Below are 17,049 nucleotides of genomic sequence, written 5' to 3' on the forward strand. Positions count from 1 at the left end.
CGCGCTGATTGCGTGCCAGCTCGCACCACCCGCCTGGCGAGAAACCCCGTCCACTAGCAGCGCTTTCGTACAACAAACCCGGTATCCACACGAAATGGATACCGGGTAGAAATCACTTGCAACCTGTGTGCGCACGCGGCGCTGACCTGCAGCGTTGCCGTCGCCGCACTCGCACCTTACTTGAAGTACTCGACGCCGCCCTCGATGAGAGGCTGGAACTGGTCGCCGGCGGTGAGCTCGGGGATGTTCTTGTAGAGGCCCGCACCGGAGCGCTCCGTGTGGCCCATCTTGCCCAGAACACGACCATCTGGGCTGGTGATGCCCTCGATAGCCAGGATGGAGCCGTTAGGGTTAACGGAGAAGTCCATGCTTGGGGTACCCGTTGCGTCAACGTACTGCGTTGCGATCTGGCCGTTAGCCTTGAGCGTCTCAAGCAACTCGTCGGAAGCAACAAAGCGACCTTCTCCGTGGCTGATTGCGATGGTGTGGATGTCGCCAAGCGTGCACTTGGAGAGCCATGGCGACATCGTGGATGCAACGCTGGTACGAACAAGCTGGCTTTGGTGGCGGCCGATGGTGTTGAACGTCAGTGTTGGGCAGGTGTCGTCCATGGGTCGGATGTCGCCGTAAGGAACAAGGCCCAGCTTGATGAGTGCCTGGAAGCCGTTGCAGATGCCTAGCATAAGGCCATCGCGCTGCTGCAGAAGCTCGCGGACAGCCTCGGTAACCTGAGGTGCGCGGAAGAGGGCGCAGATAAACTTAGCTGATCCGTCTGGCTCGTCTCCGCCTGAGAAGCCGCCTGGAATCATGACAATCTGGCTCTTCTTGATGGATTCTGCCAGCGCATTTGCGGATTCAACAATGTCCTGAGGGGTTAGGTTGTTAATGACCAGCGTGGTTGGGTCAGCGCCTGCACGCTCAAAAGCACGCGCAACGTCGTACTCGCAGTTGTTACCTGGGAATACGGGGATGATGACGCGTGGGCGAGCAGGTGCGATAAGGGCTGGACCAGCATAAGAGTGTCGTGTGGATGCGCCGTCGAAGCTGATTTTCTCTACAGCCTCGTCGGATCCTCCGCGGTACGGGAAGACCTCCTCAAGTGGGCGCTCCCATGCTTCCTGAAGCTCGGAGAGGTCGATCTTCTCGCCACACGCGCTAAAGACGTACTCGGACGTGGTGACGCCCAGAGGAGCAACGCACACGCCGTCGACGTCGTCAACGGATACGCCGTCTGCCAGCTCAACGATGAAGGCACCGTAGGTTGGCGAGAAAAGCGCGTCGGCAGAAATCTCTGGGACCAGCTCAACGCCCAGCTTGTTGCCCAGGCAGCTCTTGAAGAGAGCCTCGGCCACGCCGCCGTAACCTGGCGTGGTAATGGCGAGCGCGCTCTTGGACTGGACCAGGGTGTTGACCAGCTTGTATGCGGCGAGCAGGGAGTCGTTATCGGGGAGAAGGCCGGACTCGTCGTAGGATGGGACAATAGAGATAAGCCTGTGGCCTGCACCCTTGAACTCGTTGGAGACAATCTTGTCCACCTTGGTAAGGCCGGTAGCAAACGAAACCAGCGTTGGTGGAACGTCCAGATCCTCAAAGGTACCGGACATGGAGTCCTTGCCTCCGACAGCTGCAAGACCAAGGTTGACCTGTGCCATCAGTGCGCCAAGAAGGGCTGCGGCTGGTTTGCCCCAACGGTTTGGATTCTGGCCGAGCTTCTCGAAGTACTCCTGGAAGGTGAGGTAGAGGTCCTGGTACTTAAAGCCGGTAGCAACCAGCTTGGAAACGGACTCAACAACAGAAAGGTAGGCGCCGCGGAACTGGTCGGCTTCCATGAGGTAGGGGTTAAAGCCCCAAGCCATGCCCGAGACGGTGTTGGTCTGACCCATAACAGGAAGCTTAGCCACCATAGAAAGGGCAGGGGTCAGCTGACGAGCGCCACCGAATGGCATAAGGACGGTACCTGCGCCAATGGTAGAGTCAAAGCGCTCGGAGAGACCCTTGTTGGATGCAACGTTTAGATCGCGTACCAGCGAGTGGAGTTTCTCGCCAAGAGTTGTGCCTGCCCAGGTGCGCTGGTAGGCAAGAGGTTTGGCCAGGCGCACGGTGATTGATTTAGGTGCGCCGTTTGAGGCGAGAAATGCGCGGCTAATGTTGACAATCTTCTGACCGCGCCAACGCATGACCAGGCGAGGGTCCTCTGTGACCGTTGCCACAATGGTTGCCTCGAGGTTTTCTTCGCGGGCGTATGCGCAGAACTGCTCGACGTCTTTTGCCTCAAGCGCAACGGCCATGCGCTCCTGAGACTCGGAGATTGCCAGCTCAGTGCCATCAAGGCCGTCGTACTTCTTAGGAACAGCATCCAGGTTGACGTCAAGACCGTCGGCGAGCTCGCCAATAGCAACAGAGACACCGCCTGCACCAAAGTCGTTGCAGCGCTTGATGAGCTTGCAAGCGTCTTCACGGCGGAAGAGTCGCTGAAGCTTGCGCTCAACAGGAGCGTTACCCTTTTGGACCTCGGCACCGTCGCGCTCAATGGAGCCAGCATCGTGTGCTTTGGAAGAACCGGTTGCGCCGCCAATGCCGTCGCGACCAGTGCGACCGCCGAGAAGAACGATGATATCGCCATCTTCTGGGCGCTCACGACGAACGTGGCTCTGAGGAGTTGCGCCTACAACAGCACCAATCTCCATACGTTTTGCAACATAGCCTGGGTGATAGAGCTCAGAAACCTGGCCGGTAGCAAGGCCAATCTGATTACCGTAGCTGGAATAACCTGCAGCTGCCGTGCGAACAATGGTGCGCTGGGGAAGCTTTCCAGGAAGTGTCTGAGAAACAGGAACGGTTGGATCTGCGGCGCCGGTGACACGCATTGCCTGGTAGACGTAGCTGCGGCCAGAAAGGGGATCGCGGATTGCGCCACCGATACAGGTAGCTGCGCCACCAAAAGGCTCAATCTCGGTTGGATGGTTGTGAGTCTCGTTCTTGAAAAGGAAGAGCCAGTCTTCATCTTTACCGTCAACGTCTACCTTTACCTTTACGGTACAGGCATTAATTTCTTCTGACTCATCAAGATTGGTGAGGACGCCCTTCTCGCGAAGGTACTTTGCACCAATAGTTGCCATATCCCAAAGAGAGACGGCACGATCTTCTCGCCCAAGCTCTTTGCGCATAGAGAGGTACTTCTCAAACGCGGCCTTTACCAGGTCATCATCAATCTGCACGCCGGTAATTCCGGTGTTGAAGGTAGTATGGCGGCAGTGGTCTGACCAGTAGGTATCAATGACGCGAATCTCGGTGATGGTAGGATCGCGCTGCTCATCGGTGAAGTACTGCTGGCAGAAGGTGAGGTCAGCCAGGTCCATGGCAAGGCCATGAGAAACAATGAACTCCTTGAGGCCGTCCTGGTCAAGAGCGTTAAAGCCCTCAAGAATCTCTACGTCTGCAGGCTCTGGAATGGAGATCTTGAGAGTCTCGGGCAGCTCAAGGGAAGCCTCGCGAGCCTCAACGGGGTTGATGAGGTAGTTCTTGATGGCGGCAACGTCTGCCTCTGTGAGGTTTCCGGTTAGCACGTAAAGGCGAGCAGAGCGCACAAGTGGACGCTCGCCCTGGCTGATGAGCTGCACGCATTCAGCTGCAGAGTCTGCGCGCTGGTCAAACTGGCCAGGCAAAAACTCAACAGCAAACGTATGAACAGCCGCACCTTCAGAAGAAAACTCTGGCATGGTACGGCTGGCAAGATCGGACTGTGGCTCGGAGAAAACGGTGGGGATGCAGGACTCAAAAAGTTCCTCTGAAATTCCCTCAACATCGTAGCGGTTAAGCAGGTCAATGCGTTGTAACTCGGTAATACCAAGAAGGTCTTTCACTTCTTTGAGCAGGGCTTTTGCCTCGCCCTCGAAACCAGATTTTCTTTGGACGTAGACGCGCAGGACCATGGGGCCACCTTTCAATGCAAGCCTTGAACGCTTTTACAGGCTTTATTGTACGTTACTTAGGTGGCCAAATTGGACCTTGTCGAGAAAAGAAAAACGGGTTGTAACAGAGCGTTAAAAATACAGATTATTTAGTTAAAAGTTTTACGCCAGCACAAAGATAAGGGCGATAAAACAAACGGTTACACCCAAGGCAATTGCCTCGCGAACGCCAAAGGTTGGTTGATGCCAACGAGTGCGAGAAGCCCCTGCTACATAGTGGCGAGCATCAAGTGCCTTAGAAAGGTTGTTAGCATGCCTGAGCGAGCTGGCCAGAAGCGCCACCACAATGGAGAAGGTCGCACGGAGTCTTTTGGGCAGCGAACCCGAAGCAACGTCTCCTGCGCGAGCAGTTTGAGCCTCGGAAATGGATACGGCGTCGCCCGCAAGTGTTGGAATAAAGCGCAGCATAAGCGAGAAAATCATGGCAATTTCTTTGCCAGGAAGACCAATTTTAGAAAGCGGCGAGCATGCTGCTTCAAAGGCACTGCCTAGATCCGTTTGAGTTGTGGTAAGCAGGAGTAGCGCACCCATTAAAATTGCAGCTAAAATGCGTACGGGGTAGAGAAAAGCGCTCCATGCTCCCATATCGGTGATGGTAAAGATTGACCAGGAGACAAGCACAGTTCCTTCTCGCGTAAGCAACAGATTGAAGAGCGAGAGGAAGATGAGCAACCAGGCAAGTGGGATGATTGACACAAGTACTTGTTTAACAGGGATTTTTGTGAGTGCCAACAGGCAGAGCACGCCTACTACCAGCAGTGTAAGCTGTGGTGCGTTGCGGATAAAAAATGTTGCAAGCATCAGAAGGAGTGCAGCCAGGCACTTGACGTTGGGATTAAGCCTATGGATGAGCGAGTCCCCGTGATAGTACTGGCCCACAGAAATCTTAAGCGCCATAGTAACCTCCTTGTGAGAGGTTGTCGGCCTGCGTGACGCCATCAGTCTGTGTGGCGCTGGCTTGCACGTCGCCAGAGTTGGTCGGCAACGCAGCAACCAGCGCATCTACCAGATCAGACAGAGTCAAGGGTTCTCCAAGGTTGATGCCGGTGGCGCGGGATAGGCGTTGCGCCCAAGCAAGCGCATGAGGAATGCCCAGTCCAAGCTCCTGGAATTCTGCCTCTGAGAAATGAGTAAATGTTTGTTGCGACGAGCCTGAGAAAACCAGGTCACCCTCATGAAGCACGATAATCTGGTCAGTTTCTGCCGCATCCTCCATCGAGTGTGTGAGCTCAATGACGGTACAGCCGTCCTCAAGAACGGCGTTGATAATTTTTCTGAGCTTAGAGCAATAGTAGGGATCAAGTCCGCTGGTAGGCTCATCGAGCACAAGCACCTTTGGCTGCATGGCAATAACGCCTGCAAGTGCGCACAGTCTCTGCTGACCACCAGAAAGCTCAAAAGGGGATGCATCTGCCTTGTGGGAAAGTCCCACAAGCTCCAGAGCAGCATTCACAGCACTTGCTACGTCGCAGGCAGAAAGGCCCAGGTTAGTGGGGCCAAATGCCACGTCTTCTGCAACCGTTTGTGCAAAAAGTTGGCGCTCCGGTCGCTGCATGACGTAACCAACAATACCGTGAAGTTTTCTGCGATTTTGCTTCTGTCGAGTATCCAAACCAGTTACACAGAGGCTGCCGGCGTCAGGCGTATCAAGTGCGCAAATCAAGCGAGCCAGGGTAGACTTGCCGGAACCGGTTGACCCGATAACGGCAACATGCGAGCCTTTTTGCACGTCAACCGAGATGTTTTTGAGCACAGGCTTCTGGTACGAGAACGTCACGTCGCGCACAGAAACCGCTGCTGGCTCTGATGCGCTGTCGGCTGTAGCCACGCTGCCACAACCCGCAGCCATCGCGCCGCAGCTTCCAGCCACGCCGCCCTTCTCACCTCGTGACCCCGTGGCGAGAAGCCCCGTCAGCTCGTCAAGCACGCGCTGAGCCGAAGGGGATTTGCACACGACAACTCCACGGTTGTTGAGTGCATGCGCCACCTGATAGGCAAACGGCTCTTCAAGATGCAGACATTCAACTAGCTTGTGCTGCTCAAAGAGGGCTTCAGGTGTTCCCTCAAACGCAACGCGGCCGTCGTCTAAGGCAATAACGTGGTCAGCAGAAACCACTTCGTCCATGAAATGCGTTACGTGAACAATAGTCTTTCCAGCTGCACGGAGTTTCTCGACAAGCCCCATAACGTTATTTCTATGAACAACGTCAAGAGCTGCGGAAGGTTCGTCAAGAATCAGAATCTGCGGCTTCATGACCAGCGCGCCCGAGATGGCCACGCGCTGCTGCTGGCCGCCCGAGAGCATCTGTGGATTTTCGGACGCAAACTCGGTGAGAGTCCCAAGTTCAATCTGCTGTTCTACCAGCGGTGTTATCTGATTGCTAGGTACTTGGAGGTTCTCCAGACCAAAGGCAATATCGTCTGCGACCACGCTGCAGATAATTTGATCTTCAGGATTTTGGAAAACCAGGCCGAGCTGCGGACGAATGGTCTTGTATGCCTCAAAGTCAACTTGGCCGTCATTGACAACGGTGGTTCCCAGAAAGGTAACGGTTCCCTCGTCAGGGGCGGTAAGGCCAGAGAGAATTGAGGCAACGGTAGACTTGCCCGAACCGTTTGCGCCAACAATACAGGTACGTTTACCTGCAGGAATGGAGAACGAGACGTGGTCTAAGGCAACCACGCCTTTTGCGTGCACAAAGGTCACGTCTAAAAGCGTTGCGGCTACAGGGAGGTCCTGAGTTTGTGCAGCGCTTTCAGACGTGTATGTATCTGGGGAGTTGTCGAGCAGACTACTCACCGTTTTTGATGCTCTCAAAAAGTGAGGTAGCCGAGCGCATAATCACAACAAAGATGATGCTGTTGACAGCAACCTTTACCACGTTGAAGGGGAGAAGAGCAGGGACAATCAGTCCGCTTACTGCCTCCACGCTCATGCCGGTGTAGATTGGGGTAACTACAAGGTTGCCCAGAATGCATGCGACAACACTGACAATACTGCCCACAATCAGGGCAAGTACCAGCTGCTTGATCTTCTCGGAACGGTTGTACACAATCAGCGAGACAGGCAAAACGTAGGTAAGCGTTGCCAGGATTGCCATGATGGTGCCGTAAATTCCGGACTCCGTGGTGAGGTGCAGAAGGTAGGGAAGCACCGAGACGATCGCGCCCGCAGCAGGGCCAAAAGCTACGCCTGCGAGCAGGGCAAAGACGCCCGATGGATCGTACTTCAAAAACGTCACGCCTGGGATCAGGGGGAACTGAAGCACCATGGTGCTGATTGCAGCAGCTGCACAAAGCATGGCGAGAATAGCAATTCTCTTGGTAGACCAGCCGTTAGAAGATGCGGTTGTTGCGTGGGTTGAGTGGGATGAAGCCATAAAAGTCTCCGTTTCTAACATCCGGACTGTACCGTTGGTCCTGGACTTTAACCAGGTTAACCGCATTTTTGCGGGTCGCGGACTTGATGGCTTATTGAGCTGGGTTGTTACAAACCCTAAAGCTCGGCCACCTTACCACCAGTAGGTAATTGCAACCATTTCTGAAACATATCGATACGTACTATAGCAGAGTTAACAGCTGATAACACGTAAAACGGGATGGACATTTCTTTGACAGAATTGCAAAGGAAACCGTTTTCTCGACCCAATGCTGTGATTTTCTTACACCAAAACCGTGATTTTCTCGTCCTGATGTCGTGATTTTCTCGCCCCAACGCCACGTTTTTCTCGCTTGCGATAAACTATAAAAAGTAACTTACTAAGGAGCGTGTTACATGTCTGAAAGTGGCTATGACTTACAAAGCCTGGCCGGAAAGCTTTGCTCGATTGTTGGAGAAGAGAACGTCCTGGTAGACGAGCCAATGAGCGAGCACACCACCTTTAAAGTGGGTGGACCTGCGGATCTCTATGTCATCCCTGATGATCCCGATGAGGTTAAAGAGATTCTCCTTGCGGTTAAAGACGCAGAAGCTCCTTATTTTATTCTCGGCTACGGCTCTGACCTGCTTGTTTCTGATGCAGGATATCGCGGCGTCATTATTGCCGTCGCTGACGGCCTGACCGGCGTAAGCATCGACGACACCGAGATGACCTGCCAGGCCGGCGTTGGCCTCAAAGAAGCTTCCGAGATGGCCTGTGAGCTGGACCTTTCTGGACTTGAGTTTGCCTGTGGCATCCCAGGTTCTGTGGGCGGCGCATGCTTCATGAACGCAGGCGCTTACGACGGCTGCATCGCTGACGTGCTCAAATCCGTCCGCGTCCTTCTCGCCGATGGTACCTTTGCTACGCTGGACGCATCCGAGCTTGACCTGGGATATCGACACAGCAGAATCGCTGATGAGGGCATGATTGTGCTTTCCGCCACGTTCAATCTTCACCGTGCGGATGGCGAGAAGATCCGCGAAAAGATGGAAGAGTTTACGCGCGCTCGCGAGGAGAAGCAGCCACTTGATTTGCCTTCCGCCGGTTCAACCTTTAAGCGTCCCGAGGGTCATTTTGTAGGCAAGCTTGTTACCGACGCTGGTCTTAAGGGCTATCGCTTTGGTGGCGCTGGTGTTTCCGATAAGCATGCTGGTTTTGTGGTCAACTACGACAACGCTACTGCCGCCGAGGTTCATGCAGTTATCGAGCATGTTCAGGCAGAGGTTAAGCGCCAGTTTGATGTTGAGCTTCACCCCGAGGTAAGGTTCCTCGGAGAGTAGTGAGCTGCACGGTACCGTTACCCCAGCTTTGGAATGAATGGTGGCAGACCGTTGTTGTCGGGCGAGATATTGCTGCTGACAAATCTCCTGGTAGCTGCATCAAAAGCCAGTTCCTCATTTGAGACAAGAGGGCGCAGATACGCAAGGGCCTTCTCGGTAACCCAAAGACCGTCGTCAGAAATCATTTCCGCAGGTACAGACTTCACGCGGTTGGCAATTTCCGAGATAGGAATGCAACGAATCTCAGCCTGGTACGGCACATCGCTGAGTCTTTGCAGACCAATCATGCAGCCCGTTTTGTGAGCAAGGAGAGCGTCAACTCCGGCCTTTCCCAGCTCAAACGCCTCGTCCAGGTCCGTTTTGCTGGACGCGTGCATGGCGCAGCGCTGCAGCGAGTTGAGGTTGATGCCTCTGATTTTGGCGTCAAAGTGCTTCTGGAAAAGTTCCGCCAGATAGAGGGCGTTGCCGGACTGGTCCGCCAGGTGGCCGAAAGCATCCATCTTCATATGACTCTTGTCCAGAAGTGTTGATCCATCAGGCCTTCTCACACCCTCGCTGATGACAATCACCACGCTATTCTTGTGCTCAAACAGCTCTGCCGTCTTGCGCAGGAGTCGTTCTTCGTCGTACGCAACTTCGGGAAGCAGGATAAAGTCTGGAGCTTCCTCGTTCTTCTCGCGAGCAAGGGCTGAAGCCGCGCCCAACCAACCCGCATCGCGGCCCATGGTTTCGACGATAGTGATGTTTGGCTTGCCGTACACCTCGGAGTCGCGGGCCAGCTCGCGGACGATGGTGGCGATGTACCGCGCTGAGCTGCCAAAACCCGGGGCATGGTCGGTGCCTTCGAGGTCGTTGTCGATGGTTTTGGGGATGCCGATAACGGAAACGTCGCTGTTACGCTGGGCAAAGTAAGCCGCAAGCTTGTTGACGGTGTCCATGGAATCGTTGCCGCCAATGTAGAGAACGCCGTCGATTCCAAGGGAAGTCAGGCGGCATTCAATGTCCTGGTAGATAGGCGTTTCTTCAGCGACTTCTGGAAGTTTGTATCGACAGCTTCCCAGAAAGCTCGAAGGCGTTTTGGCGAGAAGTTCCACGGTGTGTTTTTGCTGGTCAGCGCCGCACTTCTCGTCTGCAGCGCGTTTATGCAGGCTTTCTTGCGGATAGAACAAGTTGGTCAGGTTGGTAGAGCGACCATTCAGAAAGCCTTCAATTCCGTTTTGCATGCCGTAAATTTCGATGCCTTCTTCGTGCGCACGCGTGATAATTCCTGCAAGAGAAGAATTGATTGCAACTGTTGGACCGCCCGATTGACCGATAAGTATTTTTCTAATCTTACGCATGTAACTCCCTGTGATTCTTTGATGGATAAGACAGAGGACGTTTGCGTTTATATGTCGCAATCGTCTCCAAGATTGCAAGTTGCGCAAAAAGACATACGTTAAAAACTATACAAAGGAGGAATTACAGGCGTTTTAACTGGACTTTTATGAGTACGTAGCCATACCGCTCACAAAATTTTTGGGCGGACGAGCGGTAGAAAATTGCTATTTTTGTTAGCGAATTATTTCATTTTTGATGCGCGTTGCGCATAGTTCGTATGCGGTGCTTGTGATATGCGCAGCTACTGAAACGCTATGACAGTGCGACTGCATCCCTACGATAGCTCAGCAAGAAAACGGGGAAGTCCGTCGGTGGAAATCGGCTCCTCCATGCCCGCGACAAGAGGACGCAGGTAGGTTAGGGCGGCATCGGTGACATTGAAGCCGTCCTTGGAAATCATTTCTCGAGGTACAAGCTTTACCTTGTTAGCAACGTCGGCGACAGGGGTCGTGCGAATTTTCGTAGCATAAGGCGTATCTGAAGTTCGATAGATGCCAACCATAATACCCGTTTTACCTTGGAGAACAGCTTCAATTCCTGCGGAGCCCAGCGCCTCAGCCTCGTCCAAGTCAACCTTGCTAGCAGCATGCGAAGCGCAGCGCTGCAGCGTATTGAGCTCAATGCCGCGAGACTTTACGCCTAGCTGATCCTTGGTTAGCTGCGACAAGTATTGAGCCGTTCCGGACTGTGCCGCGAGGTGACCAAACGTGTCAATCGCAACGGACTTTGAATCAAAAAGGAAACTACCATCCGCGTGATGGACGCCCTCGCTGACAACTACAATCACGTTGTTTTTCTCGCGAAGTCTCTGTTCAATGGCGGAAAGTAGCGCGTGTTCATCAAGCGAAATCTCGGGCAGAAGGACAAAATCTGGGGCGGTTCCGCAAATATCTTGCGCCAGCGCTCCGGCTGCCGTGAGCCAGCCAGCGTCACGACCCATGGCCTCGATAAACGTGACGTTTTTGCTGTTGTAGACGCCGCCGTCGCGGGTGAGCTCGGCGGTTACGGACGCAACGAATCGCGCCGCGCTGCCAAAGCCAGGGGTGTGATCGGTGCCCTCGAGGTCGTTGTCGATGGTTTTTGGTACGCCTACAACGCGAACATGGCTTTTCACCTGGGCAAAGTATCGAGACAGCTTGTCCGTGGTGTCCATGGAATCGTTGCCGCCGATATAGAGCACGGCGTCTACCTGGTATTTCTTAAGCTGCGTATCAATTTGCTGGTAGATAGGGGAGATAGAGGTAGATCCGGAGTTCGAGCAAGCGGCAGAATTAGCAGCAAGCTCCGGCAGTTTAAAGCGGCAGCTACCCAGCCAGCTCGATGGAGTTTTTCTTAGGAGTTGAAGGTTTTTCTCGCCAGGATTTGTGCTGGATTGTTCGGATGTTTCATGTTTAGATTCTTCGAGTTCAAGTGTTTCCACCAGGTCAACGACGTTGCCGTCAAGAAATCCCTGGACTCCGTTGCGCATGCCAAGTACGCGCAGACCCTGGGCGTGAGCTTCGCGAACAACACCCGCAAGCGATGCATTGATGGCTGCAGTCGGCCCGCCCGACTGTCCAACCAGGATTGTGCGAATTACGTGCTCTGATGTAGTGTTCATGGCGCCTCGGATTCTTGAGAGTTGACACATCAAGTATAACCGCGGCAGGCAGCTGCGGTGCTGTTATATCGACTGACGGAAAATCCTTAAAAAACTGCAGATAAAACCAGACTCAATAGCCCAAATACATCGTGGAGCAGCTTTGGTTATAGGATTTGAATTTAATCACGTACGCTCAATTCATTAATATGCATAATTTCTATCTGATATACATAATTATGAATGAAGATATATCAAAGATTTAATTACCCTAAATTTCAGAGTTAAGCAAACACATCTATGTCAGATAATCTGCAAAATCAGGGATAAAAAAACACATCTAATAACGATATTCTGCATGAGATAAGCGTTTTGCACGAAATGTATACGAGTTTTCAGCAGATTATCTGACATAGGTGTGTTCGGGCGTTTCAAACTAGACGCGGGTGCGCCTACGGGATCCTTGTACCTGCTAGAAACATCGGACGTGGCGAGAAACCTGCAGGTCACGCAGTCGTTCCCAGGCCCACACTCGCACCCGGACCCGCGCCGCACCCAGATCCACATCCGCACTCGGACCCGCGCCTCACTCGCACCCGACGTCCGCCCCGCACCGCCCGCGCAGCACCCGCGCAGCACCCGCGCACACAAAAAAGCCGCACCTCAAATGAGATGCGGCTTCGTAGCTCTTAGCGTACAACCTGCGGGTTTAGCGAAGGTTGTAGAAAGCGTCCATGCCCAGGTACTCAGCACCCTCAGCGAGGTCATCCTCGATGCGGAGAAGCTGGTTGTACTTAGCAACACGCTCGGTACGAGCAGGTGCACCAGTCTTGATCTGACCAGCGTTGGTTGCAACAGCAATGTCAGCAATGGTGGTGTCCTCGGTCTCGCCGGAACGGTGGGAGACAACTGCGGTGTAACCTGCGCGCTTAGCCATCTCGATAGCCTCGAGGGACTCGGTCAGGGTACCAATCTGGTTGACCTTGATGAGGATGGAGTTACCAGCGTGAACCTCAATGCCCTTCTTCAGGCGCTGAGTGTTGGTAACAAAGAGGTCGTCGCCGACGAGCTGGATCTTCTTGCCCAGACGCTGGGTAAGGATCTTCCAACCGTCCCAGTCCTCCTCTGCAAGGCCGTCCTCGATGGAGACGATTGGGAACTTCTCGACCATCTCCTCATAGTAAGCAACCATTTCCTCGGAGGTAAGGGAGCGACCCTCGCCCTTGAGGTCATACTTGCCGGTCTCCTTGTTATAGAACTCAGAAGAAGCTGGGTCCATAGCAAAGCGGAAGTCCTTGCCAAGCTCAAAGCCAGCAGCCGTAACAGCCTCGGAAAGAAGCTCAAGTGGCTCCTCGTTGGACTTAAGGTCTGGAGCAAAGCCGCCCTCGTCGCCAACACCGGTGTTGAGGCCCTGGGACTTCAGGGTGTCCTTGAGGGTGTGGTAAACCTGTGCGCACCAGCGAAGAGCGGTGGTGAAGTCAGGAGCACCAACAGGCATAATCATGAACTCCTGGAAGTCAACGTTGTTGTCAGCGTGGACGCCACCGTTGAGGACGTTCATCATAGGAACAGGAAGAGTGTGAGCGTTTGCGCCACCGAGGTAAGCGTAAAGTGGAAGCTCAGCAGAAGCAGCTGCAGCATGAGCAACAGCAAGAGAAACGCCGAGAATAGCGTTTGCGCCGAGGCGACCCTTGTTTGGAGTGCCGTCAAGCTTGATCATAGCGAGGTCAAGGCCGCGCTGATCCTCTGCGTCCCAACCAATGACGAGGTCGCGGATCTCAGTGTTGACGTGCTCGACTGCCTTCAGAACGCCCTTGCCCAGGTAACGGCTCTTGTCGCCGTCGCGAAGCTCTACAGCCTCGAACTCACCAGTGGAAGCGCCGGAAGGAACGATTGCACGACCAAAGGAGCCGTCGTCAAGAACAACCTCAACCTCAACGGTTGGATTGCCACGGGAATCGAGGACCTCACGTGCGTGAACATCAAAAATCTGGCTCATAGCTCACCTTTCTTTAGGTTTAACAATTTGCTGATTGCACAGACATAGCTATTATACCCATTCTGTTATGAGGTGTGTATTGTAATTACACAGAGTATTAGGCTAGAGAGATAGTATTTGACCAGGCAGACGCGCTGTCCACCTGGTCAAAGAGAAAATGCCTGCAGAATTATGTAGAATTCTGCGGAATTGTTAGGTAAATATATAAATTATTTTTGAGGATACACAACAACCAGCAGCATCTTGAACTCTTCTGGAGCCTGAAGCGCATGTGGGTGACCAAGTGGCATCACAATAGACTGACCAGCTTCAAGGGTGTAGACATCGTCATCGATGGTAATGCTTGCGCGTCCCTCAAGAATGGTGACAAATGCGTCGCCGCCCGCGCGATGGCTTGCGATCTCTTCACCTGCGCCAAAACCAAAAAGGGTAACGCTGACGGCATCGTTTTGCGCAAGAGTCTTGCTGATGACCTGGCCAGAAAGGCATGCAACCTGGTCTTTAAGGGTTACCACAGTCTTTGCATCGATGTTCTTCATGACACCAGGAATCAATTCTTCGGACATACTAACCTCCAACGGTAAATGTTATCGATGACTAGCATTTACCCGAACTAGCCGTCTTCAATCAGTAAATTTCAAAAAAATCGCAGGTAGAAATTGCTTTTTTTAAAGCAATTTGCTGAGCAGCGGAGTCATCTTTCCCTGAGAGACCACCATCACATGATGCATCGCACGTGACAGGGCGGTGTAGAGCCTACGGCGAGAAATTCCGTCTGCTTTATACACTTCCTCTTGTGCGTCGGCAACAATGACCTGATCAAACTCAAGGCCCTTTGCTAGTGCAAGGTCGAGAAGAACAACGCCCTTCGCGGGGAGGGAATCGTGGCTGGTGAGCACCTTGACCGCAGACCCTTCTAGCTGTTTGGCAAGCCAGCGAACACGAGACTTCTCGGTACACACAATGGCGGTCAGCCCGTCAAACTCTTGTGCCTGCTCAATAAGGGACTTCATAGTTTGCAGGTACTCGGCGCGCTCAGTATCTTTGTTGTCAGCGACCACCTCAAAGAACTCAGGTTTTTTGCCGCCGCGTTGAACGGAGCTTGTCTGGCCACGCTCTTCTTCGCTCAAAAGCGAGGTAAACAGTGCGGTAATCTCGGGAGAGGAGCGGTAGCTGGTCAGAAGCTTACAGGTAGAAACAGCGCCCTCGCCGTGTGTTGCACTAAAGATCTTCTCAATCTGCTCAAACGTTGCGGTATCTTCCCAAATTGCCTGGTTAGAGTCGCCCAAAAGCAGAAAGTGCGCACGCGAGAAGTACTTTCCAAGCACCATAAGCTGCGTTTCGGTGTAGTCTTGGACCTCGTCAATCATGACAAACTTGATGTTTTTCTCGCCAGCGCCTGTGATAAGAAGACGCAGGTAAACACATTCGGCGCCGCTTAGCGCGGAGGCGTTGAGCATACGCATGCCAATGCGGTCGATGCGCAGCCAGGAAGCGGACTCGATGACCTCGTGCGCAGAGGCAAAACGCCAGTTGAGGAACTCGCGGGTGCGCGCCAGAACTTCTTCCTCGTCGGAAGGGCTGATGGTGCGACCAAAGACCTCAAGCTGCTGCTCAACGTCAAGGGAGAGCATCTCTTCCTGGATTTCGTCGTTGTGAGCCATCTGGCCAAGTCTGCGCTCCAGGCGGGTGTGGAGCTCGTCTTTGGCAAGTGCAATGAGGCGCGGTCCCACAGGGAATTGTGAGAACTTTGCCACAGAACTAGCCACCTGAGCTGGCTTAATAAGCGTGGTTCCTTCAACAGAAATGGCCTTGAAGTCGTCTTCATAGAGCTCAAGTGTGGCAAGTTGCTCTTCAAGTTTCTTCAGAGACTCGGGGTTGTTGTGGGCGCCCGAAGCGTGGTCGGCCAGACCTAAAGCCTTGAGGAAAGAATCCCAGGTAAATACCTGCGGATTGTGCTCGCCCATGCTAGGCAAAACAGTGTTGATGTAGCGACCAAACATCTCGTTAGGAGTGAACAGGTACACCTGATCTGCGGTAAGTGTGGTGCGCTGCTGGTAGAGAAGGTACGCAATACGCTGCAGCAAAACGGATGTTTTGCCCGAGCCTGCAATGCCGTTGACCAGTAGAACGGGCACATCCTCGTGCCTGACAACAACGTTTTGTTCGCGCTGGATAGTTGCGGTGATGGCCTGCAGCTTCTCGGTGTGCTGACGTTTCAGAGCGGCAAGCAGCAGAGAGTCTTCAATGGCAACCGTTGTGTCAAAGTAGAGGTTCAGCTTGTCTCGTGTGATGTCAAACTGTCGTCGAAGTTCCAGCTCAACCGTTCTTTTCTTGCCGTCTACCTGGTACGACGTAGTTCCCATCTCTTGGTTGTAATACGTCTCGGCAACGGGGCTGCGCCAATCCACAATAAGCGGCGTACGGTCTTTGTCCGTAATGCCCGCCGCACCAATGTATACATCGCGAGAAGGACGTCCAGGTCGCATCTTGAGCGTGACCTTAGCAAAGTAAGGCTGCCTCAAGAGGATTTCGACTCGACCGAGTTTCTCGACAGTGAAATCGTGATACTGGTTGTAGGTATCAATAACGCTGTTGAGCGTCTCAATGGCCGCAAGGGTCTCGATGGTTTCGTCCGCTCCGCCAAAGTCTGGGCGGATTTCTTCACTCATCTGACGAAGGTCTCTAGCTGCATCTTTTTGCGTAGTATTGAGCGTTGTGTCCAAATCCTCACGAATCTCAACAAGTTTTTGGTATACGTGGGAGAGGTGCTCTTGCTCTTGCTGGTGGATTGGATCCATGATGCTCCTAGATAGTTGCGTCTTCGATGCGGCGACGCAACTCGTCAATGCCCAGGCCGGTCTCGGATGAGGTAATAATGGCCTGTTCAGGGGTGATGTGGAATGCTTTGCGAAGGGCGGCCGCGGCTTGATTTTGCTTGCCGCGTGCAATCTTATCAGCCTTGGTAAACGCAACTACAAAGGGCAGCTCAGCCTCTTGGAGAAAGCTGATCATCTGCAGGTCAAGCTTTTGAGCTTCATGCCTGATGTCAACAAGGCTAATGACCAGGTTAAAGCTGCGTTCTTGCTCAAAGTAACCACCGATGAGGTCTGCCCAGCGTTGTTTTTCTTGGTGAGAAACTCGTGCAAATCCGTAGCCGGGCAAGTCTACAAATTTGACGCCATCAACGTCAAAGAAGTTGATATTAGCGGTTTTACCTGGAACGCTTGAAACTCGTGCAAGCTGTTTTCTGCCAATAAGTTTATTTAAGAGGGAAGACTTACCCACGTTTGAGCGGCCCACAAAGGCCACCTCTGGGGTCTCTGGAGAAGGAAGTTGTGAAATTGCCCCGTATGATGCCTCATATTGTGCGGTTTCATACTTAAGACCCATGATGCCTCCCATTGCGCTTCAAAAA

General features: G+C 53.3%; 11 protein-coding genes and 1 riboswitch. Of the genes, 1 reads left to right on the forward strand and 10 read right to left on the reverse strand.

The features are described from left to right. Positions 1 to 176: 176 nt before the first annotated feature. The 4 genes from ACO5GU_RS05055 to ACO5GU_RS05070 form a co-directional block, all read right to left on the reverse strand. Complete coding sequence (locus tag ACO5GU_RS05055; protein ID WP_484930343.1) at positions 177 to 3,932, reverse strand: phosphoribosylformylglycinamidine synthase; 3,756 nt, start codon at positions 3,930 to 3,932, stop codon at positions 177 to 179. A 141-nt stretch (positions 3,933 to 4,073) separates the two neighbouring features. Beyond that, the gene (locus tag ACO5GU_RS05060) at positions 4,074 to 4,868 is read right to left on the reverse strand and encodes an energy-coupling factor transporter transmembrane component T family protein (protein ID WP_484930344.1); all 795 of its coding nucleotides are present in this window, start codon (positions 4,866 to 4,868) and stop codon (positions 4,074 to 4,076) included. Next, a complete protein-coding gene (locus ACO5GU_RS05065; protein WP_484930345.1) occupies positions 4,858 to 6,771 on the reverse strand; it encodes an ABC transporter ATP-binding protein in 1,914 nt (637 codons plus the stop codon). The genes ACO5GU_RS05060 and ACO5GU_RS05065 overlap by 11 nt, the downstream gene beginning before the upstream one ends. Further along, positions 6,764 to 7,351: an ECF transporter S component gene (locus tag ACO5GU_RS05070; protein ID WP_484912708.1), complete on the reverse strand. Its 588-nt coding sequence runs from the start codon at positions 7,349 to 7,351 to the stop codon at positions 6,764 to 6,766. Before ACO5GU_RS05070 ends, ACO5GU_RS05065 begins: the two co-directional genes overlap by 8 nt. A gap of 5 nt (positions 7,352 to 7,356) precedes the next feature. Continuing rightward, positions 7,357 to 7,524, reverse strand: a riboswitch (FMN riboswitch). Positions 7,525 to 7,746: 222 nt separating this feature from the next. Here ACO5GU_RS05070 and murB point away from each other — a divergent pair. Further along, complete coding sequence (gene murB / locus ACO5GU_RS05075; RefSeq protein ID WP_484930346.1) at positions 7,747 to 8,673, forward strand: UDP-N-acetylmuramate dehydrogenase; 927 nt, start codon at positions 7,747 to 7,749, stop codon at positions 8,671 to 8,673. A gap of 17 nt (positions 8,674 to 8,690) precedes the next feature. On the opposite strand, the gene ACO5GU_RS05080 is transcribed toward murB, so the two are convergent. From ACO5GU_RS05080 to yihA, 6 genes are all read right to left on the reverse strand, one after another. Continuing rightward, positions 8,691 to 10,013, reverse strand: coding sequence for a diphosphate--fructose-6-phosphate 1-phosphotransferase (locus tag ACO5GU_RS05080; RefSeq protein WP_484930347.1), 1,323 nt, complete (start codon positions 10,011 to 10,013; stop codon positions 8,691 to 8,693). A 314-nt stretch (positions 10,014 to 10,327) separates the two neighbouring features. Beyond that, on the reverse strand, positions 10,328 to 11,653 hold the full coding sequence (locus ACO5GU_RS05085) for a 6-phosphofructokinase (RefSeq protein ID WP_484930348.1): 1,326 nt from the start codon (positions 11,651 to 11,653) through the stop codon (positions 10,328 to 10,330). Between the two features lie 688 nt (positions 11,654 to 12,341). Then, complete coding sequence (gene eno, locus ACO5GU_RS05090) at positions 12,342 to 13,631, reverse strand: phosphopyruvate hydratase (RefSeq protein WP_484930349.1); 1,290 nt, start codon at positions 13,629 to 13,631, stop codon at positions 12,342 to 12,344. Positions 13,632 to 13,840: 209 nt separating this feature from the next. Beyond that, complete coding sequence (locus tag ACO5GU_RS05095; RefSeq protein WP_035432807.1) at positions 13,841 to 14,197, reverse strand: cupin domain-containing protein; 357 nt, start codon at positions 14,195 to 14,197, stop codon at positions 13,841 to 13,843. A 102-nt stretch (positions 14,198 to 14,299) separates the two neighbouring features. Further along, positions 14,300 to 16,432: a HelD family protein gene (locus tag ACO5GU_RS05100; protein ID WP_484930350.1), complete on the reverse strand. Its 2,133-nt coding sequence runs from the start codon at positions 16,430 to 16,432 to the stop codon at positions 14,300 to 14,302. Between the two features lie 7 nt (positions 16,433 to 16,439). Beyond that, positions 16,440 to 17,024 carry a ribosome biogenesis GTP-binding protein YihA/YsxC gene (gene yihA / locus ACO5GU_RS05105; protein WP_484879365.1) on the reverse strand — a complete coding sequence of 195 codons (585 nt, stop codon included), beginning with the start codon at positions 17,022 to 17,024 and terminating at the stop codon, positions 16,440 to 16,442. Between the last annotated feature and the right edge of the window lie 25 nt (positions 17,025 to 17,049).

The organism is Lancefieldella sp. (assembly GCF_057237245.1).